Genomic DNA, 22,434 nt, shown 5'->3' on the forward strand with positions numbered 1-22,434 from the left:
TGGGGCGGCGTGCCCTCGTCGGCACACCAGCCCGCCGGGCGAGTCAAGCCACGGCCTCACCCCATGGTACGGGGCCCGAACGGTAACGACCGCCCGGGCATGATCGTCCGCCCCCGGGCCATCCCCAGGTGCCTTTCAGGCAGTCGCGGTGTGCGGGACGAGTTCGACGCGCAGATCGAGGCCGAGCGCCCGCGCCAGGCGATCGAGCACCGGCAGAGTCGGCACGGTGCCGCCCGCTTCGAACCGGGCCACGGCCGACTGTGTGAGATTCGACCGGCGGCCGAGTTCGGACTGCGAGATACCCAGCTCCAGGCGCCGCTCCCGCACGGCAGTACCCAGTTCGAAGCGCAGGCGCGCAGCCGTGTGCTCCTCTTCCATTTCCGGCGTGACGGCCCGTGCCTGCCGCGCCCCGGCGAGCGTCGTACGCCCCGACTCAGCGCTCACAGCTCCTCCTCGTGGTCGGCGGTGTGACCTCCAGAAGATCCAGGTGCATCAGAGCCTGAGCCCAGCGCCTGTCGTCGAGAGCCGCGAGCCACTGCGCGACCTCCGGTTCGAGTTCCACGGCCCCCAAGCCATAGCACGAACGCTATGACTCGGGGGGACTCGACGAGGGAGTGATCCGGAGTGGTCACCCGAACGGGAAGGTCATTTCTTGAAGCCGATGTCCTGGAAGCGCGGGGTCGCGAAGCCGAAGGCGCCCGCGTTGCGGACGGAGGAGCGCAGGGCGACCAGTTCGGGGCGCTGGAAGAGGGGGAGGGAGCCGGCGACGGCCCAGATGCGGGCGTCGGCGCGGGCGGCGAGGTCGCGGGCCCGGGACGGGTCGAGTTCGCCGGCGGCCTGGTCGAGGAGCTGGTCGATCTGGTCGGTGCCGACCCGGGGGAAGTTCTGCGCGACGACCAGGCTGCCGTCCGGGCCCGCCTCCGGCTTGGCGTAGATGGGCCGGGTGTCGGTGGCCGGGAAGGCCGTGCCGGGCCAGGAGTAGAGGGCCAGGTCGAAGTCGCCGGCGGCGAGGTGGTCGCGCAGGAAGCTCTCGTCGGAGACCTTCTGGATCTCGGTGCGGACGCCGATCCCGGAGAGCATCGCGGCGACCCGGCCGCCGACCGCGTCCAGGGCCTTGTTGGACTCCGGCACCACGAACCGCAGCGTGAGCGCCTTGCCGTCCTTGCGCAGCACGGTGGTGGAGGGCTCGACGACCGTGACCCGCACCTTGTGCGCGGGTGCCGCCAGGTTGCGCTCGGCGGGGCGGGCCGGGGCCAGGGCGGTGCGGCGCCAGCCCGCGTCGGCGAGCAGCGCCTGGGCGGCCTTGGGGTCGGACTCGCCGAGGGCCGCGCTGTGGTCGGCGTACCCGGCCTGGGACGCGAGCAGCAGGTGGTTGCCGAGCGGTTCGTCGGGCAGGCCGACCGGCTTGAGCACCGCCCGTGCGATCGCCTGGCGGTCGATCGCGCGGGCCACCGCGCGCCGGACCCGCTCGTCGGCCAGCGGGCCGTCGGCGCCGTTCAGGGCGAGCTGGGTGTAGGAGGCCGAGCGCGTCCGGTAGACGGAGACGTTCTTGATCTTCGGGGTGCGGTCGACGTTCGCCAGGTCCAGGCTGCCGTCGGCCAGGCCCGCGGCCCGCAGGTGCGCCGGCACCGCGGTGAGCACCAGCTTGTCGAGTCTCGCCCGGTCTCCCCACCAGCGGGGGTTGCGGACCAGGGTGACGTCCTTGCCGGTGACCTTCCGCACCTGGAACGGACCGCCGGACACCGGCAGCGAGCGCCGGGCGGAGTCGTTGAACGCCGCGGCCGTGCCGGTGACGGACTTGGGGTAGAGCGGGGTGAACAGGGACTGCCAGTCGGCGAAGCGACGGGCGAAGGTGACCCGGACCTCGCCCGGCTCCTTGCCCTGGGCCACCGAGGCGATGCGGTCGTAGCCGGCGTTGCGGGCGGCCCAGTAGGCCTCGTCCTTGCCGCGCAGCGCCTTCCACTGGGCGGCGAAGTCGGCGGTGGACACGGCCCGGCCGTCGCTCCACACCGCCTTCGGGTTGAGCTTGTACGACACGACCTGGCGCGGCGCGCGCTCCACGACCTCCGCGGACTGCAGCAGGTCGGTGTCCCGCTGGGGCCGTCCGCTGCCGTCCAGCCGGAACGTCGCGGGGAGCACCGCCGCGGCCACCATGTCGGTGGTGTCGCCGGCCGGGACCTGGAAGGCGTTGAGGGTGGCCGGCGCGGTGTCGACGGCCCAGTGCAGCGTGCCGCCGTTGCGCACGGCGTCGCGCGGCGCGGAGGCGAGGTCGGTCCCGGCGAGCGGGTCCTCGCGGCCCGCGGAGCAGCCGGCGAGCGTCGCCACCGCGAGGGCCAGCGCGGTGGCGAGCGCGGGTGGGGACAGGGGGGCGCTGCGGGCCATCGTTGCGTACCTCCGCGAACCGGGGCCATGACCATCTGGCGTTATTTGCCGCTTATCGCACCTCACTGAAAGCGATCATCGCGCCCCCTCGTGTTCGACACGGCGCGCGCCTCCCGGCTCCCACCCACCCGGCCCAACGGGGCGCGCGGCGCCGGGCATACGCCCCCCATGAGTGGGAGAATCACGGCAGATCTCTTCCCAAGCGCGACTGTGACGCGCAACACTCGGCAGGCGCCGGCGTCGTGCGCCCGCACCGTGGCGGAGGTGAGGACAGCCATGTCCCTGCAGGACGATCTGACATCGGTACAGCGTCGGCTGGACGAGCTCGGCAGAGCCGTCTCCCGGCTGGAACAGCAGGTCGGCGACAGCCTTGACATGCGGCGCGTGCGCGCCGACACCAAGCACCTGAGCGACGACCTCGCGCTGCTGCGCGACAGTGTCAGCGCCACACACGCGGGCCAGAAGCCGCGCCCGGAGATGGTGACCATCCCCGACACGCCGTACGACCCCTCATTCTGGTCCGGCGCGGAGGACGAAGGGCTGGGGGCGCCGGACCGCCGAGCGCCCTAGGGAGCCACCTTTGGCCACAGATACCGGAACCGCACCCGGAACCGAACCGCCTCCACCCGCACCACCCGCGCGCCACGGCGTCCTTTCCGCCGGGCGCGCGGCCATTCCCGCCCGCCACCTGCGCACCGACCGGTGGTGGCTGCAACCGCTGCTGACCGCGCTGGGCCTGACCGCCTTCGTCGTCTACTCGACGTGGCGCGCCTTCGCCAACGCGCACTACTACGCGGAGCCGTACGTCTCGCCGTTCTACTCCCCCTGCCTGGGATCGAACTGCGTGGACATGCCGCTCGGCGCCCGATGGCCGCTCTTCGGCGACTGGTGGGGGCTGTCCCCGGCGCTCCTGGTACTGATCTTCCCCCTGGGCTTCCGGCTGACCTGCTACTACTACCGCAAGGCGTACTACCGGGGCTTCTGGGCCTCGCCGCCCGCCTGCGCGGTGGCCGAGCCGCACACGGGCTACACCGGCGAGACCCGCTTCCCGCTGATCCTGCAGAACATCCACCGGTACTTCTTCTACTTCGCGATCCCGGTGGCCGCGATCCTCAGCTACGACGTCGTCCTGGCCTTCCGGGACGGGCGGGGCACGTGGGGGCACATGGGGCTCGGCACCCTGGTGCTGCTGGTCAACATCGCCCTGATCTGGGCGTACACCTTCTCCTGCCACTCCTGCCGGCACATCGTCGGCGGGCGGCTGAAGCACTTCTCGCGGCATCCGGTGCGCTATCGCGCATGGACGTGGGTGGGGCGGCTGAACCGGCACCACATGGGACTCGCCTGGGCCTCGCTGGTCAGCGTGGCGGTGTCCGACTTCTATGTCTACCTGGTCGCCAGTGGCGCGTTCGACGATCCGAGGTTCTTCTGATGGCACAAGTCGAACGGCACACCTACGACGTCGTCGTGGTCGGTGCGGGCGGGGCGGGACTGCGGGCCGCCATCGAGGCGCGCGAGCAGGGCATGCGCACCGCCGTGATCTGCAAGTCGCTCTTCGGCAAGGCGCACACCGTCATGGCCGAGGGCGGCATCGCGGCGAGCATGGCCAACGTCAATCCGCACGACAACTGGCAGGTGCACTTCCGCGACACCATGCGCGGGGGCAAGTTCCTCAACCAGTGGCGGATGGCGGAGCTGCACGCCCGCGAGGCGCCGGACCGGGTGTGGGAGCTGGAGACCTGGGGCGCGCTCTTCGACCGCACCAAGGACGGGAAGATCTCCCAGCGCAACTTCGGCGGCCACGAGTACCCGCGGCTGGCGCACGTCGGCGACCGGACCGGCCTGGAGCTGATCCGCACCCTCCAGCAGAAGATCGTCTCGCTGCAGCAGGAGGACCTGGCCGAGTACGGCGACCACGAGGCCCGGCTGAAGGTGTTCCAGGAGTGCACCGTCACCCGGGTGCTCAAGGACGGCGACCGCGTGTCGGGGATCTTCGGCTACGTGCGGGAGTCCGGGCGCTTCTTCGTGGTCGAGTCGCCGGCCGTGGTGCTGGCCACCGGCGGCATCGGCAAGTCCTTCAAGGTGACGTCGAACTCCTGGGAGTACACCGGCGACGGGCACGCGCTGGCGCTGCTGGCCGGGGCCCCGCTGATCAACATGGAGTTCGTGCAGTTCCACCCGACCGGCATGGTCTGGCCGCCGTCGGTGAAGGGGATCCTCGTCACCGAGTCGGTGCGCGGCGACGGCGGGGTGCTGCGCAACTCCGACGGCAAGCGGTTCATGTTCGACTACATCCCGGACGTGTTCAAGGAGAAGTACGCGCAGAGCGAGGAGGAGGGCGACCGCTGGTACGAGGACCCGGACAACAACCGGCGCCCGCCCGAGCTGCTGCCCCGCGACGAGGTGGCGCGCGCGATCAACTCCGAGGTCAAGGCCGGCCGCGGCACCCCGCACGGCGGTGTCTTCCTGGACGTCTCCACCCGGCTGCCCGCCGAGGTCATCCGGCGCAAACTGCCTTCCATGCACCACCAGTTCAAGGAGCTGGCGGATGTCGACATCACCGCCGAGGCGATGGAGGTCGGCCCGACCTGCCACTACGTGATGGGCGGCGTGGACGTCGAGCCGGACACGACGGCGGCGACCGGGGTGCCGGGGCTGTTCGCGGCCGGTGAGGTCGCGGGCGGCATGCACGGCTCCAACCGGCTCGGCGGCAACTCCCTGTCGGACCTGCTGGTCTTCGGCCGGCGGGCGGGCCTGCACGCGAGCGAGTACGCGTCCGGGCTGGGCGCGGAGCGTCCGTCGGTGGCCGAGTGGCAGGTCGACGCGGCCGCGGCGGAGGCGCTGCGCCCGTTCAGCGCGGAGGCCGAGACGGTCGCCGACGAGGTCGCCGAGAACCCGTACGGCCTCCACCAGGAACTGCAGCAGACGATGAACGACCTGGTCGGCATCATCCGCAAGCAGAACGAGATGGAGGAGGCGCTGACCCGGCTGGCGGCCCTGCGGGTGCGGGCGCGGCGGGCCGGTGTCGAGGGGCACCGGCAGTTCAACCCCGGGTGGCACCTGGCGATCGACCTGCGCAACATGCTGCTGGTCAGCGAGTGCGTGGCGCGGGCGGCCCTGCAGCGCACGGAGTCGCGCGGCGGGCACACCCGGGACGACTACCCGGAGATGGACCGGCGCTGGCGCAAGGTCAATCTGGTGTGCCGGCTGGCCGATCCGGCGAACGCCTTCGGCGACGTCTCGGTGGATCGGCGGGAGTCGGTCCCGATCCGTGACGACCTGCTCGCGCTGTTCGAGAAGGACGAGCTGCTGAAGTACCTGACGGACGAGGAGCTGGACCGGTGAGCACGTACTCGGGGCACTTCAGGGTGTGGCGCGGCGACGCCGACGGCGGTGAGCTCAAGGACTACGAGGTCGAGGTGCACGACGGCGAGGTCGTCCTCGACATCATCCACCGCCTGCAGGCCACCCAGGCCGGCGACCTGGCGGTGCGGTGGAACTGCAAGGCGGGCAAGTGCGGTTCGTGCAGCGCGGAGGTCAACGGGCGGCCGCGGCTGATGTGCATGACGCGCATGTCGGTCTTCAGCCGCGAGGAGACCGTCACGGTGACCCCGATGCGCACCTTCCCGGTGGTGCGGGACCTGGTGACGGACGTGTCCTTCAACTACCAGAAGGCGCTGGAGGTCCCCTCCTTCGTCCCGCCCAAGGGTGTCGCGCCGGGTGAGTACCGGATGTTCCAGGAGGACGTGGAGCGCTCGCAGGAGTTCCGCAAGTGCATCGAGTGCTTCCTGTGCCAGGACACCTGCCACGTCGTCCGTGACCACGAGGAGAACAAGAAGGCCTTCGCGGGCCCGCGTTTCCTGATGCGGGTGGCGGAGCTGGACATGCACCCGCTGGACGCGGCCGAGGAGTCGGGCCTGGACCGCAAGCGCTCCGCGCAGGAGGACCACGGGCTCGGCTACTGCAACATCACCAAGTGCTGCACCGAGGTGTGTCCCGAGCACATCAAGATCACCGACAACGCGCTCATCCCCCTCAAGGAGCGCGCGGTGGACCGCAAGTACGACCCGCTGGTCTGGCTCGGTGACAAGATCCGCCGCCGCAGCGGCAGCTGACCGGCCCGGGCCGGCCCCGCGGGGCCGGCCCGCACGCTCGCACCGGGGCGCTGCTCAGAACAGGCTGAGCAGCGCCTCGATCATGTCCTCCCCCGAGGTGCCGCCGCCGTCCGCGGGCAGCGCCAGTTCGAACCAGACCGTCTTGCCGCGGTGCGTGCGGCGTGAGCCCCAGCGCGTACTGAGCAGCGAGACCAGTTGCAGGCCGCGGCCGCCCTCGTCGGTGGCGCGGGCCCGCCGGCGGCGGGGCTGCAGGAGGGCGTCGTCCCAGACCTCGCAGACCAGGGTGCGGTCGCGCAGCAGGCGCAGCCGGATGTCGCCGTGGCCGTGCCGCAGGGCGTTGGTGACCAGTTCGCTGACGAGCAGCTCGGTGGTGTCCACCAGGGCTTCCAGGTCCCAGGACAGCAGGCAGTCGCGGGCCAGTTCGCGGGCTCTGGCGACCGAGCGGGGGGTCGGCTCCAGCGTCCAGTCGCCGACGGAGTCGGCGGGCAGGCCGTGCACGCGGGCCATCAGCAGGGCGATGTCGTCCTCGCCGTGCGCGGTGTCGAGCCGGGCCAGTATGTGGTCGCAGACGTCCTCCAGCGGGCGCTGGGGGTCGTCCAGGGCCAGCCGGAACGCGCGCAGGCCCTCGTCCAGGGGGTGACTGCGGGACTCGACCAGGCCGTCGGTGTAGAGGGCCAGCAGGGCGCCGTCCGGGAGGTCGATCTCGACCTCCTCGAAGGGCTCGCCGCCGACGCCGAGCGGCATGCCGGTGGGCACCTCCAGCATCATCGCCGGCTCGCCGGGCTCCACGAGGACGGGCGGCAGATGGCCGGCGTTGGCGATGACGACCCGGCGGGTGATCGCGTCGTAGACGGCGTAGACGCAGGTGGCGAGGTAGACCTCGGACAGGTCGGAGGAGTCCGCCTCCTTGCCGCGCCGGCTGGTGCGGCCCTCGCCGCTGCCGCCGAGGCCGCGGGCGACCTCGTCCAGGGCGGTCAGCACGTCGGCGGGCTCGATGTCGAGCAGGGCCAGGGTGCGCACCGCGGTGCGCAGTTCGCCCATGGCGACGGCGGCGCGCAGGCCGCGGCCCATGACGTCGCCGACGACGAGCGCGGTGCGGTGGCCGGGCAGTTCGATGACGTCGAACCAGTCGCCGCCGACCTCGGTTTCCATGTTGCCCGGCAGGTAGCGGCAGGCGATGTCCAGTCCCGCGGCCTCGGGGTTGCCGGGGGGCAGCAGGCTGCGCTGGAGGATGAGGGCGCGTTCGTGCTCGCGGCGGTAGAGCCGCGCGTTGTCGATGAAGATCGCGGCGCGGGCGGCCAGTTCCTCGGCGATCATGCGGTCGCGTTCGGAGAACGGCTCGCTGCCCTTGGCGCGGGCGAACTGCACCAGGCCGAGCACGGTGTCGCGGGCGACCACGGGCACCGCCAGGATGGACTGGACGAGGCCGCCGCCCAGTTCGCCGAGTTCCACCTCGGTGTCGCCGCCGTCGCCGGCTATGACCTGGGTCTGCGCGGTGCGCAGGGCGCCCGCCCAGGGCGAGTTGAACGGATAGCGGTGCACGGCGCCGACCGAGACCGGGCTGCTGCCGGTGTCGCCGCCCAGCCGGGTCACCGGGGCGTCGGAGACGGCGCTGGCGAACGCCACCCGGCGGACCTCGCCGCTGCCGTCGGCGGTGCCGACCGGGCCCTCCTCGCCCACCAGGAGCGCCTGGTACAGGTCGACCGAGGCCAGGTCGCAGAAGTGCGGCACGGCGACGTCGAGCAGTTCGCGCGCGGTGGTCTCCAGGTCCAGGGAGCTGCCGATGCGCCGGCCGGCCTCGTTGAGCAGGGCGAGGTTGCGGCGGGTGTGGGCGGCCTCCCGCTCGGCGCGCTGGCGCCCGGTCACGTCCTGGGCGAGGCCGGCGACGCCGATGGGCCGCCCGCTGCCGCTGTGCAGCCGGTAGAGCGAGATCGCCCAGCGCCGGCGGCTGGTGGTCCCGCCCGCCGCGGGGACCGTGCCGACGATCGTCATGTCGAGCACCGGGTTGCCGCTGTCCAGGACCTGCTTGAGCGCGGCGGTCAGCCGGTCCGCCTCGACCCGGGAGAGGAAGTCGTGCGGGCTGCGGCCGTGGTGGCCGCCGGGGGTGCGGCCGAAGACGGTGGCGAAGCGCTCGTTGACGCGCAGCAGCCGCAGGTTGGTGTCGAAGAGGATGAAGCCCATCGGCGACTGGCCGAACACCGCCTGGGAGGAGGCGAGGTCGGTCTCGATCTGGCGCAGCACCCGCATGTCGACGGCGATGCACAGCGCCCCGCGGGCGTTGGTCTCGCCGCGCGAGGGCATGACGTAGACCTCGGCGAGGCCCTCCTGGCCGGCCTTGTCGCGGTAGGGGACGACGCCGGTCCACTCGCGGCCGTCGAGGATCTCCGCGACGCGCTCGTGCGCGCGCTCCCGCCGGTCCTCGGGCACGAAGGCGCGGATCGGGTCCTTGCCGAGGGCCTCGGCCGCGGACACCCCGAAGAACTCCTCGGCGCGCTCGCTCCACTGCTCGATCCGCCCGTCGGGGCCGAGGGAGAACGAGGCGACCCGGATGTAGTCGTAGATCGACCCGGGAGGGCTCGACTGCCAGGCGCTCTGCGGCAGGGCCTCAGGGTTCCGGGGCCCAACGGCCCCCGATGGCTCATCGCTCACGCCCGACCCCTCCAGCTCACACATACGGACCGGCTGGTGCCGAGTATTCAGCATTACCCCCGTTCCGCACATGGTCTTGTCGATCACAGCATCATCTCAAGGCGTACCGATCCCGTCGGTGCCCCACTTCAACTACCCTGCTCCAGCACGTCGAACCGTGCACCGGGGGGCTCATGCCGGTACGGGCAGGGCGAGTTCGAACCAGACGGTCTTCCCTGCAGGCCCGTGGCGCGTCCCCCAGCGCCGGGAGGCGCGGGCCACCAGCTGCAGGCCCCGGCCGCCCTCGTCCTCGGCGCCGGCGGAGCGTTCACGCGGCGGATCGGGCAGCGGGTCGGAGACCTCGACCAGCAGCGAGCTGCCGCGCACGACGCGGACGCCGATCGGCCCGTGCGCGTGACGCAGGGCGTTGGTGACCAGTTCGCTGACGAGCAGCGCGGTCACATCGGTCAGTTCCGGCAGCTCCCACCGCGCCAGGGTGTCCCGTACGAGCGCCCGGGCGTGGCGCACCGCGCTGGGCTCCGCGGCGAAGGTCCACGAGGCCGTGCTGCCCTCGGGCAGGCCGCCCAGGCGGGCCACCAGCAGGGCCACGTCGTCGGGTTCGCGGCCGTGCGCGAGGGTGGCCAGCAGGTCGTCGCAGGCGGCCTCCAGGGAGTCCGGGGGCCGGGCGGCGAGCACCGCGCGCAGCCGCTCCAGGCCGACGTCGATGTCCTCGTCGCGCGCCTCGATCAGGCCGTCGGTGTAGAGCACCAGCACGGCCCCGTCGGGGACGTCGAGTTCCACCGACTCGAACTCCACCCCGCCGACGCCGAGCGGCACCCCGGCGGGGATGTCCATCAGCCGCACGTCGTCACAGGGCTGGGCCGGATCCCCGGTCGCCGTGCCCTCCGTCGGGCCCGTTCCCGGGACGACCAGGACGGGCGGCGGATGCCCGGCGCGCGCGACGGTCAGCCGCCGCGTGGAGGGGTCGTAGACGGCGTAGACGCAGGTCGCCGTCCAGCCCTGCGCGGTGTCCCCGGCCAGGTCGTCGCCGAGGTCGTCGACGCGCCGCAGCAGTTCCTCCGGCGCCATCTCCATCGCCGCCAGGGTGCGCACGGCGGTGCGCAGTCGCCCCATGGTCGCCGCGGCCCGCAGCCCGTGCCCGATGACGTCGCCGACGACCAGCGCCACCCGGCCGCCGGCCAGCGGGATGACGTCGAACCAGTCGCCGCCGGCGGCGGCTCCCGAACTGCCCGGCACGTAGCGGAAGGCTAGTTCGACGCCCGGCGGTTCCGGGACGCTCTGCGGCAGCAGGCTGCGCTGGAGCATCAGCGCGCCCTCGCGCTCGCGGATGTAGAGGCGGGCGTTGTCCAGGGCGGCGGCGGAGCGGTCGGCGAGCTCCGTCGCCAGCGCGAGGTCCTCGGCGTCGAAGGGTTCGCGCCCGCCGGCCCGGCTGACCACCAGCAGGCCCAGCACGATGCCGCGGGCCAGCAGCGGGGCCACGATCAGCGAGTGGATGCCGAGGTCGACCGCGGCCTGCACCTTGGGGTCGCCCGGGTAGGTGGTGATCGTGTCGCGCAGTTCCCGCGGGCTCTGCACCAGGGCGGGCCTGCCGGTGTGCAGCACGGCGCCGAAGATCGACGCGCGGTCGACCTGGATCGTCTTGCCGATGCCGAGCATCCGCTCGACGAGCGGCCCCTCCTTGATCGCCCCGATGCCGAGCTGGCGCATCCTCGTGGTCTCGCCGTACGGGGCGCCGGGCAGCTCGCCGCCGTCGGGGACCGCGGTGTGCAGGATGACCCCGCTGTAGTCGCTGAAGCGGGGCACCACGGTCTGCGCCAGCTGCTCGGCGATCCGCCGTACGTCCAGGAGGTCCGCCAGGCGCGAGCCGACGTCGTTGAGCAGGGCCAGGCGGCGCCGGGCGCGTTCGATCTTCGCCGCGGAGTGCTGCCGTTCGGTGACGTCCATGACGGTGCAGCTGATGCCCAGCACCCGGCCCGCCCCGTCCTCCAGACGGTGGTAGGACACCGACCGCCATCCGCCGTCCCGTCCGGGGATGACAACGTCGATGACGGCCCGCCCGGTGGCCAGTACGTGCCGTTGCAGCGCGGCCAGTTCGTCCGCGGCGGCCTTGTGGACGACCTCCTCGACCCGGCGGCCCAGCGTCCGCTCGCGGGGGACGCCGTTCATCCGGGTCAGGGCGTCGTTGACGCGGATGTAGCGCAGGTCGGTGTCGAAGATGGCGACGCCCAGCGGGGAGGAGTCGAAAAGCGGGTCCAGGGCCGCGAGATCGTGCTCCAGGGTGCGGATCCGGCTGGTCTCGGCGACCGACGCCAGCACGAACTGGCGGCCGTCCCCGTCGACGAGCATCGAGGCCCTGGCCTCCACCTGGACACTGTGCCCGTCGCGGTGGCGCAGCCACAGGACGCCGTCCCAGCTCCCGGAGCGCAGCAGCTCCTCCAGGATGCCCTCCGCCGGGCCCGGGGCGGGCGCCGCGCCGGACCGGGGGGCGCCGCGGGCGGACGGCCGGGCGCCGGCCGCCAGCAGGGTGCCCACCCGGCGGCCCACGATGTGCTCGCCCGCCCAGCCGAGCATCTCCTCCGCGAGTGGGCTCCACAGCAGGACCCGCCCGGAGGTGTCGAGCATGACCACGGCCAGCCGCAGGCTGTCCAGGAGGCCGCCCGCCATGGTGCGCACGGGTGGCGGCGGCTGCGGCGGCGGCAGCGCCCTGGCGGGTCCGAGCGCGCGCGCGGTCGCGGCCGCGGGCGGCGCGGGCTCCCGTGCGCCCTCCGCGTCCTGGGTGGAGTCGTCGCTCCCTGTCATGGATGGAGGCCCCAGACCATTGGGGGGTGTCCGGCGGGTGCCCGTCGGAGCGTCCTGGACGGATCAATCAGCCCATACCCGGTATTCCGGTCCGCGTATCGCGGGTCGGCGGCGGGGGGTGCGGCGGCTGGAGGGCTGCTCATCGGCGTGCGGACGCGTGCGCCGCCACCCAGGCCACGGCCGGCCGGTCCTGGTCCAGCCAGTCGACCTCGTCGACGCGGTCGGCGGCGAGCCAGCGCAGTTCGTCGTGGTCCTGGAGCGGCCGGGGCTCCCCCGCGAGGATGCGCGCCGTCCAGACGTGCAGGACATACCCCGGTTTCAGCGGCCACTCGCCCGGGACGCGTTCCAGGGGCTCCGCCTCGATGCCGAGTTCCTCGCGCAGCTCCCGCACCAGCGCGTCCCGCACGGTCTCGCCGGCCTCGGTCTTGCCGCCGGGCAGCTCCCAGCGGCCCGCCAGTTCCGGCGGGGCGGTGCGCCGGGCGGCCAGCAGCCTGCCGTCGTCGAGCAGGGCGGCACCGACCACCACGGTCACGTCACGCGTCGTCATGCGCGGAACCTTACGACGCGCGGCGGTCGATGCGCTCGATCAGGTAGAGCTGCTTGTGCCCGCGGGCGTCGAGGGTGTCCGCGACGCGCTCGGCCTCCTGCTTGGTGGCGTAGCGGCCGACGCGGTAGCGGTTGCCGTTGTCGTCCTGGCGTATGACGACCCACACCAGCTCGCCGCTCATCGGATCTCCTCCAGGTGCGCGACATTGGCGCGGTCGTCGTCCTCGGCGCTGGGCCGGCCGGCGAACCAGGCGTCGAGGATCTCCCGCAGCAGCGGTCCGCTGGTCAGCCGCAGGCTGAGCGCGAGGGCGTTGGCGTCGTTCCAGGTGCGGGCGCCGTCGGCGGAGTACGCGTCGACGCACAGGGCGGCGCGGACGCCCGGCACCTTGTTGGCGGCGATGGAGGCTCCCGTACCGGTCCAGCAGCAGACCACGGCGTGGTCGGCGCGGCCCTCGGCGACGTCCCGGGCGGCGTTCCCGGCGCTCCAGGCCCAGTCCTGGCGGTCGCCGGCGCGCAGTGCGCCGTGCGGGAGGACGGTGTGGCCGCGGCCGCGCAGTTCGTCGACGAGCTGCCGCGCCACTGGCTCGTCCATGTCCGAGGAAACGGCGATGCGCATATGCCGGAGCCTACGCCTCAACGTGACGCGCCGGACACGTTCGGACGGTATTCGACTCGATCGGGCCATGTTCGATGGGGAGTTGACTCAGAAGGGCCACTCGTTCGCGCCCTTCGGGCTCCCCCGCGCGCCCCGGCGGCGCCGCTCGGTTCCCCAAGCGGCCGCCGGGGCATGCACATTGACGATGCGTCACCAGGGCAGGGCGCCGTTGCGGTCGAAGTAGCCGCCGGTCGGGCCGTCGGGGGCGACCGTCGCCATGCGGACGATGACCTCCGCGCCCTCCTCGACCGTCTGGAAGCCGGTGTTGCCGTTCAGGTCGGTCTTGGTGAAGCCGGGCTCCACGGAGTTGATCCGGAAGTGCGGCAGCGCCTTCGCGTACTGCACGGTGATCATGTTGACCGCCAGCTTGGACGCCGGGTAGTCCAGGCCCGGGAACATGTGGGCCGGCTGGTCGGGGTCGGTGACGTGGTGCAGGGAGGCCAGTCCGCTGCTGACGTTGACGACGACGGGGGCGGCGGACCTGCGCAGCAGCGGCAGGAAGGCGTGGGTGACCCGCACGACGCCGAAGACGTTCGTCTCGAAGGTCTGCCGCATCGCGTCGGCGGTGGTCTCGACGGTGGGCACCACGCTGTTGTCCGGCCGGCGCACCTCGATACCGGCGTTGTTGATCAGGACGTCCAGTCCGCCGTCGGCCTCGACCGTCCGCGCGGCGGCCGCCACCGAGGCGTCGTCGGTGACGTCGAGGACGACGAAGCGCGCGCCCAGCCGCTCGGCGGCCTCCCGGCCGCGCCCGGCGTCCCGGGCGCCGATCCAGACGGTGTGGCCCTCGGCGATCAGACGGCGGGCGGTCTCGTAGCCGAGGCCCTTGTTGGCGCCGGTGATGAGAGTGGTCGGCGTAGTCGGCATGGTCTCGCTCCTGTGGGGGTGTGGGCGGTCGGTGACTGATGCCTCCAGCGTGCGGCGGGGGCCGCCGGACAGACAGTCGTCCCGTGTTCCTGGGACTCGCGGTACCAGGGCGATCGCGCGCCCGCGGCGCACACTGGGGAGCATGGCGACAGCGGAGTTCGGCAGGGCGGTGCGCCGGTGGCGCGACAAGGTGTCCCCGGAGGCGGCCGGCCTGCCCGCGGGCGGTCACCGGCGTGCGGCGGGGCTGCGCCGCGAGGAACTGGCGCAGCTCGCGGGGATCTCCGTCGACTACGTCACCCGGCTGGAACAGGGCCGCGCCTCGAACCCGTCCGCGCAGGTCGTGGAGGCCATGGCGCGGGCGCTGCGGCTGTCGCCGACCGAGCGCGGCCATCTCTTCGAGCTGGCCGGGCTGGCGCCGCCGGGGCCCGAGACGGTCCCCGCGTACATCACGCCGAGCGTCCACCGGCTGCTGGACCGCATGACCGGCACGCCGGTCGCGGTCTACGACGCCTCCTGGACGCTGCTCCAGTACAACCCGCCGTACGCGGCCCTGATGGGCGACCCCTCCGGATGGCGCGGCAACGAGCGCAACGGCGTCTGGCGGCACTTCCTCGGTGCGGGCAGCCGCGCCCGGCTCACCCCGGAGGAACTGGAGGCGTTCGAGACCGCGGTGGTCTCCGACCTGCGCGCGGCGGCCGCCCGCTACCCGTCCGACCAGCGGCTGCGGCGCATGATCACGGAGCTGCGGGCGGGCAGCGAACGCTTCACCGCGCGATGGGACTCCGGCGCGATCGGCCGCCACGAGGCCGCACGCAAGACCATCGACCATCCGGGGGTCGGCGCGGTGCGGCTGGACTGCGACGTGCTCACCGTGGCAGGCAGCGACCTGCGCATCATGGTCTACACCGCCGAGCCCGGCACCGAGGACGCCGAACGCCTCGCCCTGCTCACCGTGCTCGGCACCCAGTCCCTGGTGGGCTGACCGGGCCCTGGCCCGGGGCGGACGGCCTCCCGGCCGGTGGACCGCCGATGCGTGCCCGGGACCCGGCCCGCGGCAGCCGAAGGCCCCGCGCCCTCATCGGCCGCGGGTTCGAGCCCGCCGCGCGGACAGCACCACTGAAGGGGGCGGGCGGAAACGACCGCGACGCCCCACCACTCCGTGACGTGCCGTCAGAGCGCGGACCGGGCCGCCGGGGTCACTTGACCGGCATGCGGTAGGAGGCCCGGTAGCGCTCGGCGGGGACGATGATGTCCGCGGTCTCGACGGGCAGGCCCGAGGCGTAGAACGTGCGGCGGATCTCGATGACGACATGGCCGGGCACGCCGCCCAGCACCGCGGTCTCCTCCGCGAGCCCGGGGCGGGCGCCGACCTCCTCGGCGACGTTGTCGACGACGATGTCCAGCGCGGCCATGCGCTCGACCACGCCCTGCCCGGCCAGCGGGCCCTCCTCCGGCAGCAGGACCGGGGTGCGCCCGGTGACCGACAGCGGTTCCCACGAGGTGGCGAGCATCATCGGCTCGCCCTCCGTGCGGTAGAGGTAGCGGGTGCGCATCACCCGGTCGCCGGGCTGGATGCCCAGCCGTTCGGCGACCCGCGGTCCGGCCGCGTCCTGGAAGCTGTTCGCCTCCCAGTTGCCCTTGAAGCTCTCGTCGGCCTGCTCCTGCCGGAACGGCGACGCCTGACCGCCGCCCGGCCGGTAGCCGGTGCGGACGATCAGGCGCGGGTCGGGGCGCTCGCGGACGTACGTACCGGAGCCGGAGCGGCCCTCCACGAAGCCCTCGGCCATCAGGACCTTGCGGGCCTCCAGCGCGACGGTGTCCGACACCCCGTACTCGGCGCGGATGCGGGCCTGCGACGGCAGGCGGGTGTGCGGAGGGAGCGTGCCGTCGAGGATCTTCTGGCGGAGATCCCCGGCGACGCGAAGGTACGCGGGCTGCTCACCGAAAGGCACGTGCCCCTCCCTCGGGTTGACTGTGTGCAACAGCTTGGCAACACACCGTTGCCAGTCGCAAGTCTTGCCCATCGGATTACTTCTGTCGCGTCAACCCGGCAACAGCTCGAACGCCGCGAGGACCACCCTCGCGTGCTGCTCCGCCTGGTGCCTGACGGGGACCCAGCGCGCCCGGTGCGCGGTCTCGTACGCCCGGCACCAGTCCGCGACCAGGCGTTCCAGGCGCTCGCGCACCGCCGCGGCCGGGACCTGGGACGGATCGGCGCCCCGGGCGAGTCGCAGCAGCATGGCCGCGGCGCGCAGCGGCAGCCGCTGGGCGTAGATCTCGACGCTGCTGACCCGGGCCCGGGTCATCGCGGGCAGCGGCGGCGCGGAGGCGGTGCGCAGCGCCGGGTCCCAGTCGGCGGCGAGCTGCGGGCCCACGGCGACGATCTCGCACGCGGCGCGCAGCAGCGGCCCGCCGTCCCCGGACAGGCAGGGCCGCAGTTCGCCGATGAGCCCGCCGACGTGCTCGCTCGCCCGCCGCAGGGCGACCCCAGCGGCGCGCAGCGCCTCGTCGGCGGCGGGGTGCGGGGAGGTGTCGCCCGCGCGGTCGCAGGCCCACATCGGCACCTCGGCGATCGCGGTGATGCCGCCGTAGCGGTGGGCGTAGGTCCAGGTGGAGTTGCTGGCGTCCTCGCGCGGGCCGCCGGGGGGCGGCATCACGTAGACGCCGGGCCCGGGGCTCGGCCAGTGGAAGGCGTCGGACGAGCCGGCCTCCAGCGGGATGTCGAACTCGGCGGCCGATTTGGCGATCCGTTCGGCCAGCCGGGGGATGGCCCGGGTCACCTGGATGAAGCTGCCGCCGACGTCGATGCCGTGCAGCGAGCACTGGAGCACCGGGCGCAGTTCGTCGATGACCGCGATCAGCGCCCGGGTCTCGGGCAGCGCGCCGGCCAGCGAGCCGTCGTCGGGCAGCCACTCCGGCTGCTCGGCGGCGCGCGGCCGGAAGAAGTGCCGGTAGTGGCCGAGCATCGTGAACCGGCCGTCGGGGACGGCCTCGTTGAGCCGCGCGCCGTCCGGGTCGGCGCACAGCAGGAAGTGCCAGGCCGCGTCGGCGCCCTCGCGCAGCGCGGGGTCGGCGGCCACCCACCGGGCCAGCCGGAGCGCGGTGGCACCGCCGATCATCTCGTTGGCGTGCGGCCCGGCCACGACCAGCACGTTGCGCCGTCCGTGGCCCACCGACAGCAGGAGCAGCGGCTCGCCCGCCCGGGAGGTCCCCACCGTCCGTATCCGGCACAGATCGGGCCGGCGGAGGGTCAGTGCCCTGGCCGCCGCGTTCACCTCGTCCACGGTCGGGTAGCGGTCGCCGGCGGTGGATTCCCCCGGATGTCTCATACAGCCCCCCGCTGTGGTCGAACGGTCGCACTGGATTGTTCCAATGCCCGTCAACCCGGGGCTAGTACGCGTAGGTGTGGTCGCCGCACACGGATGAAGGGGGTACGGCGCCTGGCGCAGCCGTACCCCCTTCCCTGCCGGAGCGTCAGTGGCGACGGGCGGCCTGGCGGCGGCGCGAGGCGAAGACGACGCCACCGCCGGCGAGCAGCAGCAGCGCGGCGGCCGCGGAGACCATGCCGACGTTGCCGGAACCGGTCTCGGCGAGGTCGCCGGAGTCACCGTTCGGGGACTGGGCGGCGTCGACCGCGGGGCTGGAGGCCGACGCGGAGACGGAGTCGGAGGCGGACGGGGAGTCCGAGGCCGGAGCCGACGCCGACGGCGTCTCGGACCCGGTGACCGGAGCCGAGGTGGACGGCGTCGCCGAGGCCGGCGGCGTCGTGGTCTCGTCGCCACCGGACGGGGTGGTCGGCGGGGCGGTGGTCGGCGGCGTGGACGGCACGGTCTGCGTGCTGCAGTCCTTGGTGCCGCCGTTCCACCAGGCGATCTTCTTGTCGCCGATGACCGCGTGGTCCGGGCCCTCGGGCAGCGGCCCGTGCTCGTAGCCGTCATTGGCGTCCATGACGCCGTCGTACTTCTTGTTGCCGTAGTACAGGTCGACCTGGGCGAAGCAGGTGACGTCCGGGACGGCGACGTCGAGCGTGTCGGTGCCGTTGGTGATCGTCACGGTGTCCCAGTCGTGGAACACCTGCTTGCCGGAGGTCTCGAAGGTGGCGCCGTGCGTGCGGTACGAGGCCAGGGACACGGTGCAGGACGAGGAGCCGTCCGCGACGCGCACCTTGACGTGCACCTTTCCGTCCTCGGCGGGCTTGAGGGTGACGTCGTCGACCTTCACCGACTGGTACCAGTCGGTGCCGTCGAGCGAGAACTCGCAGCGGTCGGTGCTGGTCTTGGTGCCACCTCCGTGGCCCGGCTTGTAGGTGTGGTGGCCGCCCTTGTCCCAGCCCTTGCCACCGGGGCAGTCGCCCGCCCAGGCGGAGGTGGCACCGGCCGCGGAGAGGGCGACGGCGGCGGCACTCACACCGAGCAGCCGTCCGATGGTGACGCGTCGCGATATGGCCATGCGGAACCCAATCTTGCGTTGCGTGGCCCGGCGGGAGCGCGAAGGACGGCAGCTGCTTCCCCGTGTGCGAGCAGGCCGAGGCGTCGCCGGGCGGAGGTCGAGGTGCACACGGGGCTCTCCGGCCCCAGTGGCACCACGCATCGTCGTGTCTGCGTCAATGGCCTGTCAACCTGGCCCGCTGAAAAGGCCGTTGGATCGAGGTTTCGATCCGGGAAATGGCGGAAAGTGCGCCGAACGCGATCAGCCGCACCAGGTCCGCGTCGTACGGATCGGGGTCGGCGGCCCGCCAGGCCTCCACATCCGCCTCGGTGATCCGGTACGGGGCCAGCGCGGCGAGCAGCACCAGTCGCGCCGCCGGGCGCTGGGCCGGGGGCAGCGGGGACGTCCGGTGCGCGATCCAGCCGCCGTCCAGCGGCGGGTGCGAGCCGTCCCACATGTCCACGGCGGCGGCCACGGCCTCCCGTGCCTGCGCGCCGAGCCGTTCCCCGCCACGCCCCGCCGCGGCCCGCAGCGCACCGAACGCGGCCCCCACGGGCGCCCCTTCGGCCCAGTCCGGCGGCGGCCCGGCCGGCACCCCGCGCAGCAGCGGCAGGCTCGCGCCGGGCTCCAGTTCCCTGCGCACGGTGCGCCCGAGGGCCCGGCCCCCGGCGCTGCGCACCAGCCGCAGCCGCTGCAGTCCCGCGGGCAGCATGTCATCGGTGAGCAGCGCCGACACCATGCGGTTGATGAAGTGGAAGGCCAGCGCGGTGCCGATGAACTCCGGTGCGTCCGCGGCGTCGAAGGGCCGGTCCGCCGCCTCGGCCGCGTCCGGTCCGAGGGCGGTCCTGGTGGCCTTCCCCCAGGCGAGCAGCGCGGCGTGCCCCGGGTCGGCGGGCGCGTCACCGCGGGCGACGGTCTCGGCGAGCCGGTGGTCGCCGGTGGCGTGCAGCAGGACGGTGTGCGCGTCCACGCAGAACGGGCAGCGGTTGGCCTGCGACACCCCGAGCGCCACGAGCTCCTTCGCGGTGCGGGAGGCGCGGCCCGCGAGCAGCGACTCGCGCAGCACGGCCCAGGTCGCGGCCAGCAGGTCGGGGGCGGGCGACAGCACCACGAAGGTGGGCGCCCGCCGGATGCCGAAGTCGCCGGCCAGCTGGGCGTACACCGCGGCGGACCGCCCGGTGAGCGTGTCCGGCGGCGCGGGGGTGGTGAGGCGGAAGGGTGCGGGCACGGGATGCCTCCTCCGGGGTCGTCGGCCCGTTCGCGGATCTCGATCGTGGCCCCGCAGGCGCCCCCGGGTCGTCGTCCCCGGGAAGTGACATGGCACTGCTGCGCGGGCCGCGTGGCGGGGCGGCGCTACTCCCCGGGGAGTAGCGCGGGAGCCGTCTTCCAGGAGGACGTGCGGGGCGCGGGCCACGGCTAGGGTGCGGTCATGGGAGGAGCCAGGCTGATCGCACGTCAGGTCCGCGAGTCGCCGCTGGACTTGCGGGGGTGGCAGGGCCACCTCTTCGACGGGCTGCTCGGTCTCGTGCTCGTCGCCGACGTCCTGCTGCTGCCCGGGGTACCGGCGCCCGCGGACGCGGTGGACCTCGTCCTCGCCCTCGTCGGCGCGCTGGCCGTCACCGGCAGCCGCCGCGCCCCCGTGCCCGCGCTGCTGCTGTGCACGGGCTGCATGCTGGCGTACGCGCTGCGGGTGCACCCGGGGCCGTCGGCGGCCTTCCCGGTGCTGGTCGCCGTGCACATCGCGGTCAGGAGCGGCGGCCGGCGGCTGCCGGTGAAGCTGGCGGTGCTCGCCTTCCTCGGCGGCTACCTGGCCTCCGGGCAGCCCGCGCCGACCGCGGCGCAGTCCACCGCGCTGCTGCTCGGCTGGTTCCTCGCCTCGGTCGCCATGGCGGTCGTGGGGCGGCACCGCCGCGCGTACCTGGAGCAGCTGGAACGGCGGGCGCTGGAGGCCGAACGCACCCGCGAGGAGGCCGCCTTGCGCCGCGCGGGCGAGGAACGGCTGCGCATCGCGCGGGAGCTGCACGACTCGCTGACGCACAGCATCTCGATCATCAAGCTCCAGGCGGGCGTCGCCGTCCATCTGGCCCGCAAGCGCGGCGAGGAGGCCCCCGAGGCGCTGCTCGCCATCCAGGAGGCGAGCGGCGAGGCCATGCGGGAGCTGCGGGCGACGCTGGAGGTGCTGCGCGGCAGCGGGGGCGGCCACGGCGTGGACCGCATCGGGGACCTGGCCGAGCGCTCCCGGACCGCCGGGCTGCCCACCAGCGTCACCGTCAGCGGCCGGGAGCGGCCGCTCGCGGACGGCGTGGACCGGGCCGCGTACCGCATCGTGCAGGAGGCGCTGACCAACGTCACCCGGCACGCGGGGCCCCGGCCGCGCGCCACCGTCCGCATCGAGTACGCCGACCGGCAGCTCGTCGTCCAGGTCGACGACGACGGCACCGCCGCGCCGGACGCCCAGCCGGTGCCCGGCGTCGGCCTCACCGGCATGCGCGAGCGGGTCACCGCGCTCGGCGGGCGGCTGCGGGCCGGACCACGGCCCGAGGGCGGCTTCACCGTACGGGCCGAACTGCCACTGGAGGCCACGACATGATCCGCGTACTGATCGTCGACGACCAGGCACTGATGCGCGCCGGATTCCGCGCCCTGCTGGACGCGGAGGAGGGGATCGAGGTCGTCGCCGAGGCGGCCGACGGGCAGGAGGCCGTCGCGCTCGCCGAACGGCACGTGCCCGACGTGGTGCTGCTCGACATCCAGATGCCGGTGCTCGACGGCATCGGGGCGACCCGGCGGATCGCCGCCGACCCGCGGCTGGCGGAGGTGCACGTCGTGATCCTGACCAACTACGGCCTGGACGAGTACGTCTTCGACGCGCTGCGCGCCGGTGCCAGCGGCTTCCTGCTCAAGGACACCGAGCCCGCCGACCTCGTCCAGGCCATCCATGTCGCGCAGCGCGGCGACGCACTGCTGTCCCCGGCCATCACGCGCCGCCTGATCGCCGAGTTCGTCTCCCGCCCGCCCGACGCGGCGCACGCGGCGGGCCTGGAGGCGCTGACCAACCGCGAGCGCGAGGTGGTGGCGCTCGCCGCGCGGGGACTGGCCAACGACGAGATCGCCGCGCGCATGGTCATCAGCCCGCTGACCGCCAAGACCCACGTCAGCCGGGCCATGACCAAGCTGGGCGCCCGCGACCGGGCCCAACTGGTCGTGTTCGCCTACGAGTCGGGGCTGATCACGCCCAAGTCCCCGGTCGCCGGGCAGCCGCCCTACGCGTCGGCCGGCTCCGCGGCCGCGGCGGCATCAGCGGTCCCCGCCGATTCGTCGGCCTTCTCGAAGTAGGTGTCGAGCACGGCGTCGAGCTCCTCGGACCAGGTCTTCAGCCGGCTCCTGGAGGGTGCCTCGACCCAGGTCTCGTACCAGCGCCGCGGCGACAGGTAGACCGTCACGCCGAACCGGCGCCCCCACCGCGGGGCGTCGACCTCGACCGCGCCGATCTCGTCCCAGCCGAACTCGGCCTCGGTGTCGTCGAGCCGGAACGTGACGCCGTCGCGGTCCGCCTGGATCGAGCCGCGGCGGTCGGCGACCTCGAACTCCGGTCCGCCGTCCGGCTCCGGGTCGCGCCGCGGGGTCTCCTCGGCGGCGGGCTCCTCGGCGGAGCTGTCGTCGGCGGCGGTGTCCTCGGCGGTGTCTTCCGCGGGGGTCGGCGCGTCGTCCGGCGCGGGCGCCGCCTTCACCAGGTCCGCGGACGGCTCCGCGGACGTGACCTGGGGCTCGTCCGGCTCCGGCACGGCGATGCCGGGGACGTACGCCGGATCGATGCCGGCCGCCTGTACGAGCGGGATGTTCGAACCTCTGCTCTGCTCCACGGCGGGCAGTATGGCCCATCGGGCTGTGCCCGCGACACTCGCCCCGGCCCGGGGCGTGCGCGTGTCGCGCGCCCCGGGCCCGCGCGGGTCGGCCGGCGACATCGCCCGGTGGCCTGTCGTGACGGGTCCA

At 73.6% G+C, this 22,434-nt stretch carries 20 protein-coding genes; 7 read left to right on the plus strand and 13 right to left on the minus strand.

Going from position 1 to position 22,434, the window contains the following annotated elements; genetic code table 11:
* Positions 1 to 135: 135 nt before the first annotated feature.
* Positions 136 to 444: a helix-turn-helix transcriptional regulator gene (locus tag ABZ883_RS37980; protein ID WP_360914999.1), complete on the minus strand. Its 309-nt coding sequence runs from the start codon at positions 442 to 444 to the stop codon at positions 136 to 138.
* Between the two features lie 201 nt (positions 445 to 645).
* Entirely contained in the window at positions 646 to 2,382 is a 1,737-nt protein-coding gene (locus ABZ883_RS37985; RefSeq protein ID WP_360915003.1) for an ABC transporter family substrate-binding protein, read from the minus strand.
* A 276-nt stretch (positions 2,383 to 2,658) separates the two neighbouring features.
* On the opposite strand from ABZ883_RS37985, the gene ABZ883_RS37990 reads away from it, so the two are divergent.
* From ABZ883_RS37990 to ABZ883_RS38005, 4 genes are read left to right on the plus strand one after another with little or no spacing between them, the layout of a single operon-like run.
* On the plus strand, positions 2,659 to 2,952 hold the full coding sequence (locus tag ABZ883_RS37990; RefSeq protein WP_360915006.1) for a hypothetical protein: 294 nt from the start codon (positions 2,659 to 2,661) through the stop codon (positions 2,950 to 2,952).
* A 10-nt stretch (positions 2,953 to 2,962) separates the two neighbouring features.
* Positions 2,963 to 3,814, plus strand: coding sequence for a hypothetical protein (locus ABZ883_RS37995; protein ID WP_360915009.1), 852 nt, complete (start codon positions 2,963 to 2,965; stop codon positions 3,812 to 3,814).
* Complete coding sequence (locus tag ABZ883_RS38000) at positions 3,814 to 5,727, plus strand: fumarate reductase/succinate dehydrogenase flavoprotein subunit (RefSeq protein WP_360915012.1); 1,914 nt, start codon at positions 3,814 to 3,816, stop codon at positions 5,725 to 5,727. The genes ABZ883_RS37995 and ABZ883_RS38000 overlap by 1 nt, the downstream gene beginning before the upstream one ends.
* Positions 5,724 to 6,497 carry a succinate dehydrogenase/fumarate reductase iron-sulfur subunit gene (locus ABZ883_RS38005; RefSeq protein WP_360915015.1) on the plus strand — a complete coding sequence of 258 codons (774 nt, stop codon included), beginning with the start codon at positions 5,724 to 5,726 and terminating at the stop codon, positions 6,495 to 6,497. Before ABZ883_RS38000 ends, ABZ883_RS38005 begins: the two co-directional genes overlap by 4 nt.
* Before the next feature lie 54 nt (positions 6,498 to 6,551).
* On the opposite strand, the gene ABZ883_RS38010 is transcribed toward ABZ883_RS38005, so the two are convergent.
* From ABZ883_RS38010 to ABZ883_RS38035, 6 genes are all read right to left on the minus strand, one after another.
* On the minus strand, positions 6,552 to 9,098 hold the full coding sequence (locus ABZ883_RS38010) for a SpoIIE family protein phosphatase (protein WP_360915141.1): 2,547 nt from the start codon (positions 9,096 to 9,098) through the stop codon (positions 6,552 to 6,554).
* Between the two features lie 219 nt (positions 9,099 to 9,317).
* Entirely contained in the window at positions 9,318 to 11,945 is a 2,628-nt protein-coding gene (locus ABZ883_RS38015) for a SpoIIE family protein phosphatase (protein ID WP_360915017.1), read from the minus strand.
* A 139-nt stretch (positions 11,946 to 12,084) separates the two neighbouring features.
* Positions 12,085 to 12,492 (minus strand): (deoxy)nucleoside triphosphate pyrophosphohydrolase, encoded by a 408-nt coding sequence (locus ABZ883_RS38020; RefSeq protein ID WP_360915019.1) that lies wholly within the window; start codon positions 12,490 to 12,492, stop codon positions 12,085 to 12,087.
* A 10-nt stretch (positions 12,493 to 12,502) separates the two neighbouring features.
* Positions 12,503 to 12,673, minus strand: a complete 171-nt coding sequence (locus ABZ883_RS38025) for an SPOR domain-containing protein (RefSeq protein ID WP_360915022.1) — start codon at positions 12,671 to 12,673, stop codon at positions 12,503 to 12,505.
* Positions 12,670 to 13,107, minus strand: coding sequence for an RpiB/LacA/LacB family sugar-phosphate isomerase (locus tag ABZ883_RS38030; protein WP_360915025.1), 438 nt, complete (start codon positions 13,105 to 13,107; stop codon positions 12,670 to 12,672). Before ABZ883_RS38030 ends, ABZ883_RS38025 begins: the two co-directional genes overlap by 4 nt.
* 189 nt (positions 13,108 to 13,296) lie before the next feature.
* A complete protein-coding gene (locus ABZ883_RS38035; RefSeq protein ID WP_360915028.1) occupies positions 13,297 to 14,013 on the minus strand; it encodes an SDR family oxidoreductase in 717 nt (238 codons plus the stop codon).
* A gap of 142 nt (positions 14,014 to 14,155) precedes the next feature.
* Here ABZ883_RS38035 and ABZ883_RS38040 point away from each other — a divergent pair, with 142 nt between their 5' ends.
* The gene (locus ABZ883_RS38040; protein ID WP_360915031.1) at positions 14,156 to 14,995 is read left to right on the plus strand and encodes a helix-turn-helix transcriptional regulator; all 840 of its coding nucleotides are present in this window, start codon (positions 14,156 to 14,158) and stop codon (positions 14,993 to 14,995) included.
* 214 nt (positions 14,996 to 15,209) lie between these two features.
* On the opposite strand, the gene ABZ883_RS38045 is transcribed toward ABZ883_RS38040, so the two are convergent.
* From ABZ883_RS38045 to ABZ883_RS38060, 4 genes are all read right to left on the minus strand, one after another.
* Positions 15,210 to 15,965, minus strand: coding sequence for a GntR family transcriptional regulator (locus tag ABZ883_RS38045; protein WP_360915034.1), 756 nt, complete (start codon positions 15,963 to 15,965; stop codon positions 15,210 to 15,212).
* Positions 15,966 to 16,055: 90 nt separating this feature from the next.
* A complete protein-coding gene (locus ABZ883_RS38050) occupies positions 16,056 to 17,342 on the minus strand; it encodes a M14 family zinc carboxypeptidase (RefSeq protein ID WP_360915037.1) in 1,287 nt (428 codons plus the stop codon).
* A 145-nt stretch (positions 17,343 to 17,487) separates the two neighbouring features.
* Complete coding sequence (locus tag ABZ883_RS38055; protein ID WP_360915040.1) at positions 17,488 to 18,462, minus strand: LPXTG cell wall anchor domain-containing protein; 975 nt, start codon at positions 18,460 to 18,462, stop codon at positions 17,488 to 17,490.
* A 154-nt stretch (positions 18,463 to 18,616) separates the two neighbouring features.
* Positions 18,617 to 19,669 carry a carboxymuconolactone decarboxylase family protein gene (locus ABZ883_RS38060; protein WP_360915043.1) on the minus strand — a complete coding sequence of 351 codons (1,053 nt, stop codon included), beginning with the start codon at positions 19,667 to 19,669 and terminating at the stop codon, positions 18,617 to 18,619.
* Positions 19,670 to 19,870: 201 nt separating this feature from the next.
* On the opposite strand from ABZ883_RS38060, the gene ABZ883_RS38065 reads away from it, so the two are divergent.
* The gene (locus ABZ883_RS38065; RefSeq protein ID WP_360915046.1) at positions 19,871 to 21,031 is read left to right on the plus strand and encodes a sensor histidine kinase; all 1,161 of its coding nucleotides are present in this window, start codon (positions 19,871 to 19,873) and stop codon (positions 21,029 to 21,031) included.
* Positions 21,028 to 21,777 (plus strand): response regulator transcription factor, encoded by a 750-nt coding sequence (locus tag ABZ883_RS38070; RefSeq protein ID WP_360915049.1) that lies wholly within the window; start codon positions 21,028 to 21,030, stop codon positions 21,775 to 21,777. Before ABZ883_RS38065 ends, ABZ883_RS38070 begins: the two co-directional genes overlap by 4 nt.
* On the opposite strand, the gene ABZ883_RS38075 is transcribed toward ABZ883_RS38070, so the two are convergent.
* On the minus strand, positions 21,705 to 22,304 hold the full coding sequence (locus tag ABZ883_RS38075) for a hypothetical protein (protein WP_360915052.1): 600 nt from the start codon (positions 22,302 to 22,304) through the stop codon (positions 21,705 to 21,707). The genes ABZ883_RS38070 and ABZ883_RS38075 overlap by 73 nt on opposite strands.
* Positions 22,305 to 22,434 lie beyond the last annotated feature (130 nt).

Source organism: Streptomyces sp. NPDC046977, from assembly GCF_040644455.1.
In the GTDB taxonomy this organism is placed as follows: Bacteria; Actinomycetota; Actinomycetes; order Streptomycetales; family Streptomycetaceae; genus Actinacidiphila.